Source organism: uncultured Parasphingopyxis sp. (assembly GCF_937129435.1).
In the GTDB taxonomy this organism is placed as follows: domain Bacteria; phylum Pseudomonadota; class Alphaproteobacteria; order Sphingomonadales; family Sphingomonadaceae; genus Parasphingopyxis.
Genome location: NZ_CAKZNF010000049.1, coordinates 17,430 through 34,228, shown reverse-complemented (window position 1 = coordinate 34,228; position 16,799 = coordinate 17,430). Strand labels below are relative to the sequence as shown.

General features: G+C 64.9%; 19 protein-coding genes and 1 tRNA gene. 13 read left to right on the top strand and 7 right to left on the bottom strand.

Annotated features, from left to right (window positions below):
• A partial coding sequence (locus Q0139_RS08910; RefSeq protein WP_298020349.1) for an adenylosuccinate synthetase occupies positions 1 to 435 on the top strand: 435 nt, incomplete at its 5' end.
• 164 nt (positions 436 to 599) lie between these two features.
• A complete protein-coding gene (locus Q0139_RS08905) occupies positions 600 to 1,664 on the top strand; it encodes an alkane 1-monooxygenase (protein ID WP_298020346.1) in 1,065 nt (354 codons plus the stop codon).
• Here Q0139_RS08905 and Q0139_RS08900 read toward each other — a convergent pair.
• Positions 1,661 to 2,467 (bottom strand): NTP transferase domain-containing protein, encoded by an 807-nt coding sequence (locus Q0139_RS08900; RefSeq protein WP_298020343.1) that lies wholly within the window; start codon positions 2,465 to 2,467, stop codon positions 1,661 to 1,663. The two genes, Q0139_RS08905 and Q0139_RS08900, sit on opposite strands and share 4 nt — an antisense overlap.
• A gap of 67 nt (positions 2,468 to 2,534) precedes the next feature.
• Here Q0139_RS08900 and Q0139_RS08895 point away from each other — a divergent pair, with 67 nt between their 5' ends.
• Entirely contained in the window at positions 2,535 to 3,842 is a 1,308-nt protein-coding gene (locus tag Q0139_RS08895) for a homoserine dehydrogenase (protein ID WP_298020361.1), read from the top strand.
• Positions 3,843 to 4,012: 170 nt separating this feature from the next.
• On the opposite strand, the gene Q0139_RS08890 is transcribed toward Q0139_RS08895, so the two are convergent.
• Positions 4,013 to 4,417 (bottom strand): hypothetical protein, encoded by a 405-nt coding sequence (locus Q0139_RS08890; RefSeq protein WP_298020341.1) that lies wholly within the window; start codon positions 4,415 to 4,417, stop codon positions 4,013 to 4,015.
• 55 nt (positions 4,418 to 4,472) lie between these two features.
• Here Q0139_RS08890 and glpX point away from each other — a divergent pair, with 55 nt between their 5' ends.
• Positions 4,473 to 5,450: a class II fructose-bisphosphatase gene (glpX, locus tag Q0139_RS08885; RefSeq protein WP_298020338.1), complete on the top strand. Its 978-nt coding sequence runs from the start codon at positions 4,473 to 4,475 to the stop codon at positions 5,448 to 5,450.
• Positions 5,451 to 5,456: 6 nt separating this feature from the next.
• Here the strand turns inward: glpX and Q0139_RS08880 are convergent, their stop codons facing one another.
• Both Q0139_RS08880 and Q0139_RS08875 read right to left on the bottom strand, forming a co-directional pair.
• On the bottom strand, positions 5,457 to 6,017 hold the full coding sequence (locus tag Q0139_RS08880; RefSeq protein ID WP_367180737.1) for an NAD(P)H-dependent oxidoreductase: 561 nt from the start codon (positions 6,015 to 6,017) through the stop codon (positions 5,457 to 5,459).
• Between the two features lie 42 nt (positions 6,018 to 6,059).
• Positions 6,060 to 6,950, bottom strand: a complete 891-nt coding sequence (locus Q0139_RS08875) for an MBL fold metallo-hydrolase (RefSeq protein ID WP_298020335.1) — start codon at positions 6,948 to 6,950, stop codon at positions 6,060 to 6,062.
• A gap of 71 nt (positions 6,951 to 7,021) precedes the next feature.
• On the opposite strand from Q0139_RS08875, the gene Q0139_RS08870 reads away from it, so the two are divergent.
• From Q0139_RS08870 to Q0139_RS08860, 3 genes are read left to right on the top strand one after another with little or no spacing between them, the layout of a single operon-like run.
• Positions 7,022 to 7,351: a helix-turn-helix transcriptional regulator gene (locus tag Q0139_RS08870; protein WP_298020332.1), complete on the top strand. Its 330-nt coding sequence runs from the start codon at positions 7,022 to 7,024 to the stop codon at positions 7,349 to 7,351.
• Complete coding sequence (locus Q0139_RS08865) at positions 7,348 to 7,875, top strand: rhodanese family protein (RefSeq protein WP_298020329.1); 528 nt, start codon at positions 7,348 to 7,350, stop codon at positions 7,873 to 7,875. Before Q0139_RS08870 ends, Q0139_RS08865 begins: the two co-directional genes overlap by 4 nt.
• A gap of 7 nt (positions 7,876 to 7,882) precedes the next feature.
• Positions 7,883 to 8,650, top strand: coding sequence for a sulfite exporter TauE/SafE family protein (locus Q0139_RS08860; protein WP_298020325.1), 768 nt, complete (start codon positions 7,883 to 7,885; stop codon positions 8,648 to 8,650).
• Positions 8,651 to 8,654: 4 nt separating this feature from the next.
• Here Q0139_RS08860 and Q0139_RS08855 read toward each other — a convergent pair whose 3' ends face one another.
• Both Q0139_RS08855 and Q0139_RS08850 read right to left on the bottom strand, forming a co-directional pair.
• Complete coding sequence (locus Q0139_RS08855; protein WP_298020321.1) at positions 8,655 to 9,416, bottom strand: ABC transporter permease; 762 nt, start codon at positions 9,414 to 9,416, stop codon at positions 8,655 to 8,657.
• A complete protein-coding gene (locus tag Q0139_RS08850) occupies positions 9,413 to 10,366 on the bottom strand; it encodes an ABC transporter ATP-binding protein (protein WP_298020319.1) in 954 nt (317 codons plus the stop codon). The genes Q0139_RS08855 and Q0139_RS08850 overlap by 4 nt, the downstream gene beginning before the upstream one ends.
• Before the next feature lie 130 nt (positions 10,367 to 10,496).
• On the opposite strand from Q0139_RS08850, the gene recJ reads away from it, so the two are divergent.
• From recJ to Q0139_RS08825, 5 genes are all read left to right on the top strand, one after another.
• A complete protein-coding gene (gene recJ, locus Q0139_RS08845; RefSeq protein ID WP_298020355.1) occupies positions 10,497 to 12,257 on the top strand; it encodes a single-stranded-DNA-specific exonuclease RecJ in 1,761 nt (586 codons plus the stop codon).
• 75 nt (positions 12,258 to 12,332) lie between these two features.
• Positions 12,333 to 12,407: transfer RNA gene (locus Q0139_RS08840), tRNA-Glu, on the top strand.
• Between the two features lie 361 nt (positions 12,408 to 12,768).
• Entirely contained in the window at positions 12,769 to 13,212 is a 444-nt protein-coding gene (locus Q0139_RS08835; protein WP_298020316.1) for a c-type cytochrome, read from the top strand.
• A 12-nt stretch (positions 13,213 to 13,224) separates the two neighbouring features.
• Positions 13,225 to 13,827, top strand: a complete 603-nt coding sequence (locus Q0139_RS08830; RefSeq protein ID WP_298020313.1) for a TIGR04282 family arsenosugar biosynthesis glycosyltransferase — start codon at positions 13,225 to 13,227, stop codon at positions 13,825 to 13,827.
• A complete protein-coding gene (locus Q0139_RS08825; RefSeq protein ID WP_298020310.1) occupies positions 13,827 to 14,558 on the top strand; it encodes a glycosyltransferase in 732 nt (243 codons plus the stop codon). The genes Q0139_RS08830 and Q0139_RS08825 overlap by 1 nt, the downstream gene beginning before the upstream one ends.
• A 68-nt stretch (positions 14,559 to 14,626) precedes the next feature.
• Here Q0139_RS08825 and Q0139_RS08820 read toward each other — a convergent pair whose 3' ends face one another.
• Positions 14,627 to 15,868: a threonine ammonia-lyase gene (locus Q0139_RS08820; protein WP_298020307.1), complete on the bottom strand. Its 1,242-nt coding sequence runs from the start codon at positions 15,866 to 15,868 to the stop codon at positions 14,627 to 14,629.
• 59 nt (positions 15,869 to 15,927) lie between these two features.
• Here Q0139_RS08820 and Q0139_RS08815 point away from each other — a divergent pair, with 59 nt between their 5' ends.
• Positions 15,928 to 16,794 (top strand): NAD(P)-dependent oxidoreductase, encoded by an 867-nt coding sequence (locus Q0139_RS08815; RefSeq protein WP_298020304.1) that lies wholly within the window; start codon positions 15,928 to 15,930, stop codon positions 16,792 to 16,794.
• Positions 16,795 to 16,799: the final 5 nt, after the last annotated feature.

Below are 16,799 nucleotides of genomic sequence, written 5' to 3'. Positions count from 1 at the left end.
GGCCAGCGGCTGGGCGAGCGCGGCCACGAATTCGGCACGGTGACCGGGCGGCAGCGCCGCTGTGGGTGGTTCGACGCCGTGCTCGTGCGCCAGTCGATCGCGGTATCGGGCGTCACCGGCATCGCGCTGACCAAGCTCGACGTGCTCGACGGGTTCGACGAGCTCGCCATCTGCGTCGGCTATGAGGTCGACGGGCGCCATTACGATTATCTGCCGCCGAACAGCCAGGACCAGGCCAAGATCGTTCCGGTCTACGAAACGATCGAAGGCTGGAGCGAAACCACCGCCGGTGCCCGCAGCTGGAACGACCTCCCGGCCCAGGCGATCAAATATGTCCGCCGGATCGAGGAGCTTGTGGGTTGCCCCGTGGCGCTGGTTTCGACGAGTCCGGAGCGGGAGGATACAATTTTGGTCCGCGATCCGTTTGCCGATTGAAGTGCCACCCCTTTAACCAATTCCGTCATTGCGAGCGCAGCGAAGCAATCCAGAGCCACAAAGGAGAACGCCTCCGGCCTTGGATTGCCGCGTCGCCTATGGCTCCTCGCAATGAAGGGAGGGCAAAATTGCGACGCGCCCGGCCCGCCCTTATATAGACGTCCATGCGCTATCAGCTTGCCTATACGGTCGGAATCTGGACGGCCGCGCTGATCGTCGCTGCCTTTTATGCGGGCGGCGCGGTGATGGCGGCGTTGGCGATCGGCATCTATTTCGTCCTGCCCTTCGCAGAGAAGTGGATGGGCGAGTCGCGCTGGCCCTCGCAGAAGCGCATCGACGCGATCCTGCCGGCCGCCGTCCGGCGCTACGACCTGATCGTGCTCGCGACCGCCGCGACCTTTATCGCGCTGCTCGGCTGGGCGCTCTGGGTCGTGTCGGTGACGCCGCTCGCCTGGTGGGAGTTTCTCGTCTTTGCGCTGATCCTCGGCGAATATGGCGGATTCGTTGGTATCGTCACCGCGCATGAACTGATGCATCGCAACAAGGCCGGTAAGCGCCAGCTAGCTTTCCTGTTGATGAGCCTTGTCGGCTATGCGCATTTCTGCATCGAACATGTGCGCGGCCATCATATGCGCGTCGCGACGCCCGACGACCCGGCGACCGCGCCAAAGGGGATGACGCTCTACCGCTTCCTGCCGCGCACCATCATCGGCAGCTTTCGGAGCGCGTGGGGGCTGGAGGCGGAGCGGCTGGCGCGCAAGGGGTTGGGCACCTGGTCGTGGCGGAACAACATTCTGCGCTGGTGGGCATTTACGATCGCGCTGATGGCCGCAATCGGCTTCCTGCTTGGACCCGCAAGCCTGTTATTGTTCGCCGTGCAATCGGCCGTCGCGATCTTCGCGCTCGAAACGATCAACTATACTGAGCATTACGGCATGCTCCGCGAGCGCAAGGCCGATGGCAGCTATGCCCGCGTCCGGCCCGAGCATAGCTGGAACTCGAGCCACATCCTGTCGAACATCAACATGTTCAATCTGGGCCGCCATTCGGATCATCACTACCAGTCCAACCGGCCCTATTACAAACTCCGCCATTATGACGACGTACCGCAATTTCCCTATGGGCTGGCCGGCATGATCATGCTGGCGACGGTGCCGCCGCTCTGGTTCCGCGTGATGGACGGCGAGCTTGCGCGATACGAAACGCGGCGGGCTGGCGCTGACGCCTAACCTCCGCCCTGCCGCGCCGCGATCAGTTCCTCCGTCACGCGCCATGTCCGCTCGTTATCGACGTCGATCGCCAGCTTCCCGTCGTCGAAGACGTGCGCGACGATGCGGACGCCGAAGCGCTTCGACATGCGCTCCATCGCCGAATAGATCGTATCCATCTTCAGCCGGAAGCGGATGAGGTTCCACAGCCCGAAGGCTTTCCGAATCCGGCCGACATGGCTCATGAACTGCCCGCCCTCGCGAAATGCCTCGGCCGATGCCAGCGCCTTCGGATCGCGCAGCCAGAACAGGTTGCAGTTGGAGATCGCCATGTCTTTGAATTCGTAGAAATTGCGCTGTCCCTCCGGATGCGCGGCACGAATGCTCTCGCGGCTGGCAAGGCCGAGCACGGCATCGGCGTTGCGCTCATAGCCGGCGGCGTCGATCTCGTGGAAACCCTGGGTCGTCGAGAGCGCGCTATCGGCTGTCGCGATGATCACCGGCCAGGAGGCGTCTTTCAGCGCATATTCGACGCTTTCGACGATCCCCGCCTGCGCCGCGACGATTTCGAGCCGCCCGGCGCCCTTTAGCCGCCTCACCTCCTCGACATCGGCGATGACAGCTGCATCGTTGATCGAAATGATGATCTTCGCATCGTCCCAGGCCGATTCCAGCGTGGAGAGGATATGGGCGATCAGCGGACGGCCGGCGACGGGAAGAACGGCCTTGTGGCTGACGCCGGCGCTCTCGGCGAGGGGGCCGGGCTTGCCGTCGCGCTTGCCCGCAAGGATGAGGACGGTCGGGGTCGGATGTTCGGTCGCCATGTGCAAGGCCGGTAGCATTTTCTTTGGGGCCGAATTAAGGCGCGAGGCCTGTTGAATGGGAGCGAAGATGGTCGAAGCACTGAAAGTGGCGCTGGCGGGGCTCGGCACGGTGGGGGCCGGGGTCGTCAAATTGCTCGACGAGAACCGCGAACTGATCGAGCGGCGCGCGGGCCGGCCGATCGAAATCGTCGCCGTTTCGGCACGCGACCGGTCGCGCGATCGCGGCGTCGATCTGGCGCGCTTCGCCTGGGAGGACGATCCGGCCGCGCTGGCGGCGCGTAACGATGTCGATTGCATCGCCGAGCTGATCGGCGGATCGGACGGGATGGCGCTGGCACTCGCCCGCGATACGCTGTCCGCAGGCAAGTCCTTCGTCACCGCGAACAAAGCGATGATCGCGCATCACGGCCTCGCACTCGCCGAAGCGGCGGAAAAGGCGCAGGTGGCGCTCAAATACGAGGCTGCCGTGGCCGGCGGTATCCCGGTCATCAAGGGGCTGCGCGAGGGCGCGGCGGCGAACGAAATCACCTGCGTTTACGGCATCCTCAACGGGACCTGCAATTACATCCTGACCGAGATGGAGGCGAAGGGATCGGACTTCGACGCCGTTCTCGCCGAGGCGCAGCGGCTCGGCTATGCCGAGGCCGATCCGACCTTCGACATCGACGGCATCGACGCCGCGCACAAGCTAGCCATCCTCGCCAGCCTCGCTTTCGGGACCCGGCTCGATTTCGATGCCGTGGCGACGACCGGCGTGCGTCTGGTAACGGCCGAGGATATCGCCGAGGCGCGCGCGCTCGATTTCAGGGTCAGGCTCGTCGGCATCGCCGAGGCGAATGCGAGCGGTCTGTTCCAGCGCGTGCACCCCTGCCTCGTCCCGCGCAGCCACCCCCTCGCCCATGTCGCCGGTTCGCTCAACGCGGTCGTCGCCGAGGGCAATTTCGTCGGGCGGCTCTTCTTCGAGGGCGCGGGCGCAGGCGAAGGCCCGACGGCGAGCGCCGTTGTCGCCGACCTGATCGACGTCGCGCGCGGCGAATATGGCCCTGCCTTCGCCATGCCGTTCGATCGGCTGAGCGAAAGCGGCCCCATCGATACCGGCGACCGGCGCGGACGAGCCTATCTTCGCTTCTCCGTACATGATCGCCCCGGCGTGCTTGCCGAGATCACCGCCGCGATGCGCGACGCCAACGTCTCGATCGAAAGCATGATCCAGCGCGGCGGCGCCGAACCCAGCGAAGACAGCGATGATGTCGTCAGCCTGATCATGGTCACCCATGAAGGCCCGGAACGCTGCGTCGCCGATGCCCTCGAACGATTGAAGGGCGCACAAAGCCTCGCCGGTGAACCGATGTGGATGCATATCCTGGATTTGTGAGACAAAACCCTCTCCCATCGGGAGAGGGATAGGAGCGCTTGGCGAGGAACGAGCCTAGAGCGAGTTGGGTGAGGGCAACGCGCCTGTCGAAAGCGCGCAGCCCCTCATCCAACTTCGGCTAATTCGTGACGCTCATGAGGCTTCATACCCCTCTCCCCATGGGAGAAGGACTACTGCCCAACCCGCCTCAAACCGCCCATCTGCAATCCCGAACTCGCGCCGCCGACGCCCACGCTGACCCCGACAGCCCCGCAACCGACCTGCACATTCTCCCATCCCTGGCAGTGCCCGGGCTCGGCCTGGATGCGGTAGCGCTCGTCCCACACGCCTTCATTGGCCGGATCGTCGGCGCGGACGGTTTCGAACGGCAGGCGGTAGCGGTCGTCTTCATTCTGATCGGCGCAAACGACGATCTGCCGCCCGTTACTCTCGCACTCGGTGTCGCGCGCGGCGGTGCGATCGGCATGCCGCGCCAGCAGATCATCACTGCTGACATCGGCGAATACGGGCGTGAGGGGGGCGGAGGCCGCGAGGCCGATGACGACGCACAAAAGCGGACCCGGCATTCTCGACAATGCAACACTCCTCGCCTATCCGCCTCCCCAGCTAATGACAGGGAATGGCGAAATTATGGTGAAGGCAAGCGACGTCCTCGACCGGGTGCTCGTGCTCGAAATGGTCCGCGTGACTGAGGCCGCGGCGATCGCCGCGTCGCGGCAGATCGGCCGAGGCAACGAAAAGGCCGCCGATGCCGCCGCCGTCGAGGCGATGCGCGATGCGTTCAACCAGCTCGAGTTCGACGGTACCGTTGTTATCGGTGAGGGCGAGCGCGACGAGGCGCCGATGCTCTATATCGGCGAGAAAGTCGGCGCGGCGATCGGATCGGGGCCGAAGGTCGATATCGCGCTCGATCCACTCGAAGGCACGACGATCACCGCCAAGGCCGGGCCCAATGCGCTCGCGGTGCTGGCCATTGCCGAGGAAGGCTGCCTGCTCAACGCGCCCGATACCTATATGGACAAGCTCGCCATCGGCCCCGGCTATCCGAAAGGCACGATCGACCTGTCGAAAAGCCCGACCTGGAATATCGAAAAGATCGCCAAGGCCAAGGGCGTCGAGCCGCATGAGATCATCGCCTGCGTCCTCGATCGGCCGCGGCACGAAAAGCTGATCGCCGAGCTGCGCGAAATCGGCTGCGGCATCAAGCTGATCCCCGACGGCGATGTCGCCGGCGTAATCGCGACGACCGACGAGGACACGACGGTCGACGTCTATATGGGCCAGGGTGGCGCACCCGAAGGCGTGCTGGCGGCGGCGGCACTGCGCTGCGTCGGTGGCCAGTTCCAGGGCCGTCTCGTCTTCCGCAACGAGGACGAAAAGGCCCGCGCGCGCAAATGGGGCATCGAAGACAAGGATTTCGATCGCATCTACAGCCTGAAGGAACTCGCCAAGGGCGACGTGATCTTCGCGGCGACCGGCGTCACCGACGGATCTATGCTCGACGGCGTCAAGCATCGCCGGGGTAATGTGATGACCACCGAAAGCGTCGTGATGCGCGCCTCGTCAGGCACGATCCGCTGGGTGAAGGGCGAACATCATAAGGGTTAGCAGCAGCTAGAAGACCCCCATTTCTAACCCGGCCGCAAGCGTCGCTCCGATCTCGCGGCAAAGCGCGAGACTGTCTTCGGGAATCTGCTTCTTGGCGAGTATTGCTTCCTTCGTCTGCGCATGGGTGCAGATGATCGGCGTGTCGGCGATTTTCTTCAGCCGCCAGCCGGTGGCGATGCGTTCGAGTTGGGTGCGGGCATTCTCGCCGTCGGAGCCGGCGCAGATCATCGCCGCATAGGGGCGGCCTTCGATCTTGCCGAGGACCTCGTAATAGCTGCGGTCGAAGAACGCCTTCATCACGCCGGCGATCGCGGCGAGGTTTTCCGGGGTGGCGAAGAGATAGCCGTCGGCGGCGAGCAGATCGTCGGGGCCGGCATCCTCGGCGCGCTTTAAAACGACATCGGCGCCGTCGGCGTCGCGGGCAGCCTCGGCGGCGGCCTTAGCCATCTGCTCGGTGCCGCCGGTGCGGCTGTGATAGACGATCAGTAGCGTGGCGATGGCGGATCTCCGGTGGCGATGCCCCCACCCTACCGCGCTCCGCCCGATCTTGTCGAAGGGTGCGTGCATACCCCTGCGACACAATCGGCGTGAGCGCGGGTAAGGACCTGGTCAGACCCCGTCGGGCAGCGGGCTCGTTTTCGGGAAGACGTTGACGGGCAGCCGCAGGAAGACATGGCCCTCCTCGCTCGCCTCGGGCAGCGCGCCGGCGCGGACATTGACCTGTAGCGAGGGCAGGATCAGCGTCGGGGCCGAAAGACCGCTGTCGCGCTTTTCGCGCATCGCTACATAGGCGGCTTCGCTCACCCCCTCGTGGACATGGACATTGGCAGCCTTTTCGGCCGCAACCGTTGTCTCCCAGGCATATTGGTCCCGGCCTTCGGGCAGATAGTCGTGACAGACGAAGATCCGCGTTTCATCGGGCAGCGCGAAGATCTTCTGGATCGATCGATAGAGCGTCGCCGCGTCGCCGCCCGGGAAATCGGCGCGCGCGGTGCCGTAATCGGGCATGAAGAGCGTGTCGCCAACGAAGGCCGTATCCCCGATCAGATAGGCGACATCGGCGGGCGTGTGGCCGGGAACGTGGAGCACGCCGATCTCGCTGTCGCCAAGCGGCAGCGTGTCGCCATCCGCCACGAGGCGGTCGAACACCGCACCGTCGGCGGCAATATCCCCGATCTCGAAGAGCGGCAGGAAGATCTTCTGCACGTCGGTGATGTGTTCGCCGATCACCACGGCCGCGCCGGTCTTGCGGCGCAGATAATGGGCGGCGCTCAGGTGGTCCGCATGGGCGTGGGTCTCGAGGATCCAGTCAACGGTCAGCCTCTCCCTCTCAACGATGCCGAGCAGGGCATCGGCGGTTTCGGTCGCCAGCTGCGCCGCCTTGGGATCGAAATCGAGCACCGGATCGATGATCGCCGCACGCCTGGTCGCGGTGTCGGCGACGACATAGCTCACGGTGTTGGTCGTTTCGTCGAAATGCGGATGGACGTCGATCGTCATAGCAATCTCCTTTAATTCGTATTTCCTAATTTAGCCATTGCTAATTTAAAAGCAAGCCCTATATCGGTGCCATGATCGACCATGCCCCGATCGACCTTTTGCAGGACAGCGCCGCCAAAGCGGCACGGATGCTGCGGCTGCTCGGCAACGAGCACCGGCTGCTCGTCCTGTGCCTTCTCGCCGACGGTGAGAAACATGTCGGGGCGCTGCAGCAGGAGGTTGCCCTCTCGCAATCGGCGCTGTCGCAGCATCTCGCGAAATTGCGCGAGGACGGTCTCGTCGCCACCCGGCGAGAGAGCCAGACGATCCACTACCGGATCGCCGATCCCGACGTGATGCGACTGATCGAAACGCTGGCGGACATCTATTGTCCGCCCGAAGCAAGGAAACCCAGCCAATGACCGTTCAGACTCTGTCGCCCCAACGGGCGCACCTGCTTGCCGACGCCGGCGAGGCCGAGATATTCGACATTCGCGAGCCCGACGAATTTGCACGCAGCCACATTGCGGGTTCGCGATCGCTGCCTTTGTCGGACGCCCGGCGCGAAGGCGTCGAAGGCACAGCCGGCAAGGCCGTGATTTTCACCTGCCGCTCCGGCGCCCGCACCGCTGCCCAGTGTGGGGGCCTCGCAGAACATCTCGAGGGCGAGGCCTATATGATCGAGGGCGGAATCGAAGCCTGGCGCAAGGCCGGGCTGCCGATCGCAATCGACCGCAAGGCGCCGCTCGAGCTGATGCGCCAGGTGCAGATTGCCGCCGGGTCGCTCGTTCTCGCGGGGGTCTTGCTCGGCTGGCTGGTCGCCCCGGCCTTTTTCGCGCTCGCCGCTTTCGTCGGCGCCGGGCTGACCTTCGCCGGCGCGACGGGCTTTTGCGGCATGGCGCGGCTGCTTGGCGCAATGCCGTGGAACCGCCGGGCCGCCGCCTAGCTGCACGATGATCGAAGCGCTCCTCCTGGCGGCGCTCGGCGGCGCGCTCGTCGGCTTCCTGCTTGCCACCTTCGGCGGGGGCGGTTCGGTGCTTGCTATGCCGTGGCTCGTCTATGTCGTCGGAGTCGGCGACACCCATATCGCGATCGGTACCTCGGCCGCGGCCGTCGCGCTGAGCGCCGCCGCCGCTCTCGCCGCCCAGGCCCGCGCGGGCACCGTCAAATGGCCGTGTGCGAGCGTCTTCGCTGCCGCCGGGATCGCTGGCGCGCTTGCCGGTGCACATATCGCCAAGCAGGTCGACGGGACGGCCTTGCTCGGCTTCTTTGCACTGGCCATGGCGGCGGTGGCGATCGGCATGGCGCTGCCGCGCAAGAACGAGGGCGATCCCGATGTCAGAATCGATGGGCGTCTCGTCGCCAAACTCGCGCCAACAGGACTCGTCACCGGTTTCGCGGCGGGTTTCTTCGGAATCGGCGGCGGTTTCCTGATCGCGCCGGGGCTGATGGCCGCGACGGGCATGACGCTCGCCAACGCCGCCGCTTCCTCATTGCTTTCGGTGACAATCTTCGGCGCGTCGACAAGCGCCAGTTACGCCTGGTCGGGACTCGTCGACTGGCCGCTTTTCGGGGCGCTGGTGGCAGGCGGGGTCGCCGGCACCTGGCCGGGTGTTGTCGCGGCCCGCTATCTGACCGACCGAGCACCGCTCGCCCGCCGCCTGTTCGCGCTGATGATCCTCGCCGTCGCCGCCTCGATCCTCGTCTCGGTGCTTTGGTGAGGCGCTATTCCTTCAGCCGGTAGCCCGTGCGGAAGATCCAGATGACGGCGCCGAGACAGACGGCGAGGAACAGCGCGGTGATGCCCAGGCTCCACACCACCGGCACATCGCCTTCCCCATAAAAACTCCAGCGGAAGCCGCTGACGAGATAGACGACCGGATTGGCAAGGCTGATCGATTCCCATGGCTCGGGTAGCATCCGGATCGAATAGAAGGCGCCGCCGAGGAATGTCAGCGGCGTCACGATCAGCATCGGGATAAAAGACAGTTGCTCGAAGCCATCGGCCCAGATCCCGATGATGAAGCCGAACAGGCTGAACGTCACGGCGGTCAGTACGAGAAACAGCACCATGACGAAGGGATGTTCGATTCTGAGATCGACGAAGAAGGTCGCCGTGGCAAGAATGATGAGCCCGAGGATAATCGACTTGGTCGCCGCCGCGCCGACATAACCGATCACCGTCTCGATCGGCGACATGGGAGCCGAGAGTATTTCATAAACCGTACCGCTAAACTTCGGAAAATAAATGCCGAAGCTGGCGTTGCTGATACTCTGTGTCAGGAGCGAGAGCATGATCAGCCCCGGCACGATGAAGGCGCCATAATCGACGGTGCCGATATCCTCCATCCGCGATCCGATCGCGCTGCCGAACACCACGAAATAGAGCACTGTCGTGATCACCGGCGTGACGAGGCTCTGCCACACGGTCCGCGCGGCGCGCGCCATCTCGTATTTATAGAGCGCCCAAACGCCATGAACGTTCATGCGCCCTCTCCTTGCGCTTGGGTTCCGTTTTCGCGGTGGACCAGATCGACGAAGATCTCCTCCAGCGAGCTTTTCGACGTGTCGAGATCGGTGAAGCCGATCCCGGCCTCGTCCATCGCGCGCAGCAGGCGCGGTATCCCGGTATCCTCGTCATTGGCATCGAAGGTGTAGACCAGTTGATGCCCTTCATCGGCAAGCTCGAGATCCCAGCCGCACAGAGCGGCGGGAACGGCATCCAGCTTCTCCGCCAGCGTCAGCGACAATTGCCGCTTGCCGAGCTGCCGCATGATCGCGTCGGTCCGGTCGACGATCACGATCCTGCCACCCTGGATCACGCCGACGCGGTCGGCCATCTCCTCGGCCTCCTCGATATAATGCGTCGTCAGGATGATCGTCGTGCCCTTGTCGTTGAGCCGGCGCACGAGTCGCCACATGCCGCGACGCAGTTCGACATCGACGCCGGCCGTGGGCTCGTCGAGGAACAGGATATCGGGCTCGTGGCTGAGCGCCTTGGCGATCATGACACGGCGCTTCATGCCGCCCGAAAGCTCGCGAATCTGCGCGTCCTTCTTGTCCCAGAGCGACAGGTCCTTGAGCAGTTCTTCGAGATAGGCGTCGTTCTTCGGCTTGCCGAACAGTCCGCGCGAGAAGCGCACTGTCGCCATCACCGTCTCGAACATGTCGGTCGAAATCTCCTGCGGTACCAGGCCGATGGCGCCGCGCGTCTTCTTGTATTCGCGGATGATGTCATGACCGGCGACGGTTACGGTCCCGCCCGTCGGCACGACGATCCCGCACACCGCACTGATCAGCGTCGTCTTGCCGGCGCCATTGGGGCCGAGCAGCGCGAAAATCTCGCCCTGTTCGATTTCCAGATCGACGCTGTCGAGCGCCTTCACGCCGCCGTCATAGGTTTTGGAGAGATTCTCGATCGAAACGACGGCGGCCATGCGATGTCCCTGTTGCGCGGCGGAGCGCATGAAATAGGGGTTGCGAATTGCAACGCAAGAGCGGCCTCTGTGCACAGCGCCGATGCGAATGACGATGACGGCGAATCCCCGCTGCGCTATCGCCGGGTCGATGCAACCCGCTCTCGACATCACGAACTCGGTCTCCGGCCAGCCCTGGCGCTGGCGCGGCGGAGCCGTCGATGCACAGGGATCGAGCTTCCGGCCCGACGATCTCGTGACAGGTCTGCTCGTGTCGCGCGGCTGCGCACGCGACCAGCTCGAAGCCTATCGCAATCCCACGATCCGCAATTTCATGCCCGACCCGTCGATCTTTCGCGACATGGATCAGGCGGCGGAGCGGATCGCCGATGCAATCGAGGACGGCGAAACGGTCACGATCTTCGGCGACTATGACGTCGACGGGGCAACGTCCTCGGCGCTACTGATCCGGCTGCTGCGTGGGCTTGGGATGGAGGCCGGCGCCTATATTCCCGACCGGCTGATGGAGGGATACGGGCCGTCCGGCGAGGCGCTGGTCAGGCTGGCCGAACAGGGATCGAGCCTGATCGTGACCGTCGATTGCGGCGCGCAGGCCTTCGACGCGCTGGCCATGGCGAAGGCGGCGGGCGTCGATGTGATCGTCGTCGATCATCACAAATGCGCGGCGCTGCTTCCCGAGACGCACAGCCTCGTCAACCCCAATCGCCTCGACGAGGGCGAAGGCGCGGCGCACGGGCATCTCGCCGCCGTCGGCGTGGCTTTCCTGCTCGGCGCGGCGCTGTTGCGAACGCTGCGCGCGCGGGGCTTTTTCGCGAACCGGCCCGAGCCCAAGCTGATCGAACTGCTCGATATTGTCGCGCTGGGCACCGTTGCCGATGTCGCGGCGCTGCACGGGCTCAACCGTGCCTTTGTGACGCAAGGCCTCAAGGTCATGGCCGGGCGGCGCAATATCGGCCTCAACGCGCTGATCGAAGCCTCGCGGCTCGATCGGGCGCCGATCGCATCCGATCTCGGCTTCCGCCTGGGGCCGCGGATCAATGCGGGCGGCCGCGTCGGCAAGTCCGATCTCGGCGTGCGGCTGCTGACGACCGAAGATCCGGACGAGGCCCGCGGCATCGCCGAGGAGCTCGAGCGGCTCAATGAGGAGCGCCGCGCGATCGAGGCCGCCGTTACCGAAGCCGCGATCGAGGCGAGCCACGGGCAGGACAATCGCTCTGTCGCGGTGGTCTCCGGCGAAGGCTGGCATCCCGGCGTCATCGGTATCGTCGCCAGCCGGCTGAAGGAACGGATGGAGCGCCCCGCCATCGTCATCGGCATCGACGGCGGCACGGGCAAGGGATCGGGCCGATCGATCTCGGGCGCCGATCTCGGCGCGGCCGTGCTGGCGGCAAAGGATAGCGGGCTTCTCGTCGCGGGCGGCGGCCATGCCATGGCGGCGGGGCTGACCGTGGACGCCGACAAGATCGATCGCTTCGCCGATTTCCTCGACGAGCGGATGGCGAGCGATGTGTCGAGGGCGCGCGACGACCGCGCCCTGCAGCTCGACGCGGTCGTCGCGCCCGGCGGCGTCACGCCCGATTTCGTGCAAGCGCTCGAAGAAGGCGGCCCCTATGGCGCCGGCTGGCCGAGCCCGCGCATCGCGACGGGGCCGGTCAAGGTGATCAAGGCCGATATCGTCGGCACCGATCATGTCCGTGCGATCGTGTCCGGCAAGGACGGCCGCAGCCTCAAGACGATCGCCTTCCGCGCCGCCGACACCGCGCTCGGCCAGGCGATGCTGTCGGCCGGCACCATGCGCCGGCTCTGGCTTGCCGGCCGCGCCAAGATCGACGACTGGGGCCCCCGCCCCGCCGCCGAGCTGCATCTGGATGACGCTGCCTGGGCGGATTGAGCCGACGCGCAATAATTGTGCGCCGCAATGCTTGACCGCACGAGGCCCCTCCCCTATTGGCGCACGCGCTGGTTCGGCCCCTTCGTCTAGCGGTTAGGACGCGGCCCTTTCACGGCTGAAACACGGGTTCGATTCCCGTAGGGGTCACCAGCGATTTTCGCGCATTTCGGCTGGCGTATCGCCTATTGCCCTCCGTAACGCCCAAACCCGTGAGTCTTTGATGGACGGATGGGCAAGCCCATCCTTGGGGGTTCGATTCCCGTAGGGGTCACCAGCGATTTTCGCGCATTTCGGCTGGCGTATCGCCTGTTGCTCTCCGTACCGCCCAAACCCGTGAGTCTTTGATGGACGGATGGGCAAGCCCATCCTTTGGGGTGCGATTCCCATAGGGCTCACCAGCTCCTCCACACCTTGCTTTCTCACCCGGCCGGTTTTCCAACGTGCATGTTTTGTCCGCTTTCCGGCAACCCTCCAATGTGGAATAGGGCGACCGACCAACGGGGGAGTTGCCATGTCGAAATTGTTCGCATTTTTTGCCGGTGCGCTTTTGGCGCTTTCCGCTTGTAGCGGCGATGGAGACAGTGATTCGGGGTCGGGCGAGGCCCCGGCCGCCAATAGCGGCGAAGCCGCGAGTTCATCGACGGCAACCGCTGCGCCATCGGCCGAGGCGGGCGAAGCGATCTTCGGCCGCTGCATGGCCTGTCACCGCATCGAACCCGGGCAGAACTGGATCGGCCCGACCATGGCGGGCGTTGTCGGACGCGACGTGGCCAGCGTAGCGGGCTTCAACTATTCGCCCGCGATGGCGGAGCTGGGCGGAACATGGACGCCCGAGCGGCTTTCGGCGCTGGTCGAGAACCCCCGCACCTTCGTTCCGGGCTCCCGAATGGCCTTTGCCGGCATTCCCGATGCCGGGGATCGCGCCGACCTGATCGCCTATCTCGAAACGCTCTGATAGGAACGGTGCATGCCCGCGCCGACCGTCACGCTGTTCGTACGCTTTCCGGTGGCCGGGCAGGCAAAGACGCGGCTGATCCCCGCACTCGGCGAAGAAGGTGCGGCGGCGCTGCACAAGCGGCTTGCCGAACGGACGGTGGAGACGATGCGCGCTTCGGGTTTGCCGATGGAGTTGCGGGTAACCGGAGCCGGCCCTGCGGAATTTGCCGAATGGCTGGGCGACGACCTCAGCTTGGTGGATCAGGGTGACGGTGATCTCGGCGAACGGATGGCGCGGGCGGCCACTCCGCCGCGAATCTTCATCGGCTCCGACTGCCCCGACCTTTCGGTCGAACATCTCCACGCGGCGGCGACGGCGCTCGGCGACAGCGACGTCGTGATCGGTCCGGCGGAGGATGGCGGTTATTGGCTGCTCGGATTCACCAGTCCGTGCAACGACGTCTTCGTCGATATGGCATGGGGCACCGATACCGTTCTGCCGGAAACGCTGCGGCGGCTCGCGGCAAAGGGCATTGAGCCGATCCTGCTCGAAATGCTCTCGGACTGCGATCGGCCCGAAGATCTCGAACGCTGGCCAGACCTCAGCGTCTCACACAGGGCAAACGAAAGGTAGTGGTGCCTCCCGATATCGCCATCGTGATCCCGATGCTGGACGAGGAAAAGGCATTGCCCGGCGTCATCGCCAATATCGCCGCGCTCAGTCCGGCGCCAGTCCAAGTCATCGCCGTGGACGGCGGCAGTGCCGACCGGTCCGTCGAGCTGGTGCGCGAAGCCGGGTGGCGCGTGGTCCAGCCGGGCCGCAGGGGCCGCGGGCTTCAGATCAATGCCGGCGTCGAAGCGGCGACGGCACCGCTCATCTGCGTTCTCCATGCCGATACCGAATTGCCGATTGATGCCCTCGCCGTGATCGAAAAAACGCTCGCCAACCCGCGCCGAGCGCTTGGCGGATTTACGCCGCTATTGACGGGCGAAAAGACGCGCTGGGGCACAAGCCTGCATAACTGGGCGAAGACCTGGTACGGCCCGCTGCTGCTCCGCCCGCATCTGTTCGTGCGCGGGCTGCGGCTGCTGTTCGGTGATCACGCGATGTTCTTCCGCAAGGTAGATTTCGATGCCGTCGGCGGCTGCGATCCCGACATGCACATCATGGAGGATGTCGACCTGTGCCTGAGGCTGTGCCGGCGCGGCTCGGTCAAAATGGTCCCGCGCATCGTCCGCACCTCGGACCGCCGCGTCGCCGAATGGGGAGCGCTCAAAGCGAACTGGATTTATCTCAAGTGCGGGCTGAGCTGGAATTTCGGGAAGAAGTACGGGCTGGAAGAAATTTACCCGGATGTGCGGTGAGAGTCTGTTTGTCAGAATTTCGCTAGCGCGAAATCGCCGCTCGACCGACAGGTCGAGTCTGACAAATACTACGCCAGCTCCACGGGGTTCACCTCATATCCCTCGGTCCGCAGCGCGGCGATCAGGCCGTCGAGATGCGCCCGGTCGCGGGTTTCGCATTCGATATCGGTGATCAGGCCCTTGGCCGGCAACGTTGTGAATATCCGCTGGTGATAGACCTCGATGATATTGACCTGTTGCTCGTCGAACACCTTGACGACACGATAAAGCGCGCCCGGCCGATCCTGCAGCCTGATACGCAGCCGCGCCAGCCGCCCCTCGCGCGCCAGATCGCGGAGCAGCACGTTCGCCAGCAACCGCGTGTCGATATTGCCGCCGCACAGGACAAGGCCGACCTTGCGGCCCTTGAACTTGGCCGGATGCGCCAGCATCGCCGCGAGACCGGCAGCGCCGGCCCCTTCGACCACGGTCTTCTCGATCTGCAGCAGCAGTGAGACCGACCGCTCCAGATCACGTTCGCCGACCAGCACGATATCGTCGACGACCTCGCGGATCACCTGCAGCGTGAAAGCGCCCGGTTCCTTGACGGCGATGCCCTCGGCCAGCGTATCGCCTTCACAGGGCAGCTTGAGCCCGCGCAGTTTCGAATAGGTCGACGGATAGAGTTCCGCCTCGACGCCGACCATCTGGATATCGGGCTTCAGCGCCTTGCCCGCCGTCGCGATGCCCGAGATCAGTCCGCCGCCGCCGATGGGCACGCACAGCGTATCCAGCATCGGCGCGTCTTCGAGCATTTCCAGCGCGATCGTGCCCTGCCCCGCCGCGATCTCGGCATCGTCGAACGGATGGACGAAGACCAGCCCGCGCTCCTCGGCAATCTCATAGGCCTTGGCCTGCGCGTCGTCATAGCGCTCACCGTGCAGCACGACCTGCGCGCCATGATCGCGTGTCTGCTGCACCTTCACCGTCGGCGTGTGCTTGGGCATGACGATGGTGACGGGGATGCCGAGCCGCGCGCCATGATAGGAGACGCCCTGCGAATGGTTGCCGGCCGATGCCGCGATCACGCCGCGCTTGCGCTCGCTCTCGCTGAGCTGGAGCAGCTTGTTCAGCGCGCCGCGCTCCTTGAACGAGGCGGTGAATTGCAGATTCTCGAACTTCAGCCAGACCTCGGCGCCGGTGAGCTTGCCCAGGGTGATACTGCGAAGCGTCGGTGTGCGGACGACCGCATCTTCGATGCGTCCCTGCGCCGCGCGGATGTTTTCGAGTGTCAGTGACGACTCGCTCTTGGGTTCGGGTGCCGTGGCCATGATGCACCCGCCCTAGCCCATCTGGCCTCGGGCGCAAATGGCCCCTATGAGCAGGCGCCATGGCAAAAGTCGCATTTATCGGTCTCGGCGTCATGGGCGCGCCCATGGCGGGACATCTCATCGAGGCGGGCCATGAGGTCACCGTCTACAACCGCACCGGCAGCAAGGCCGAGCAATGGGTCGCCGACCAAGGCGGCCGATCGGCTCCGACCCCGGCCGAAGCGGCCGAGGGAATGGACGCGGTGCTCGCCTGTGTCGGCGCGGACGCCGATGTCGAGGCAGTGACGACAGGACCCGATGGTGCCTTTCAGACGCTGGGTGAAGGGACGTTGTTCATCGATCACACCACCGTGTCGGCGGAACTGGCCCGAAAGCTCGCCGAGGCGGGAGCGGCGAAAGGTACGCTCTGCGTCGATGCGCCGGTATCGGGGGGTCAGGCCGGCGCCGAGAACGGCAAGCTTTCGATCATGTGCGGCGGCGAAAAGCGCGCGATGGCGCTCGCAGAGCCGATTATGAAGAGCTACGCAGCACGGATCGTTCATTGCGGCGGGCCGGGTGCCGGGCAACAGACGAAGATGTGCAATCAGCTCGCCATTGCGGGCGTGTTGCAGGGGCTGTCCGAAGCCCTGCACTTCGCCAAGCGCTCCGGCCTCGATCTCGACCGCGTGTTCGAGGCGATCTCCGGCGGCGCCGCGCAAAGCTGGCAGATGGACAATCGCTGGAAGACGATGGCGGCGGGCGAATTCGATTTCGGCTTCGCGGTAGACTGGATGCGCAAGGATCTGGGCCTCGCGATCGAGGAAGCCGAGGCCAATGGCGCCACCGTCGATCTCGCCCGGCTGGTCGATGGCTATTATGCGGAAGTGCAGGATATGGGCGGTGCCCGGCAGGATACGAGCTCGCTGGTGAGGAGACTGGAAGCGTGAAGATG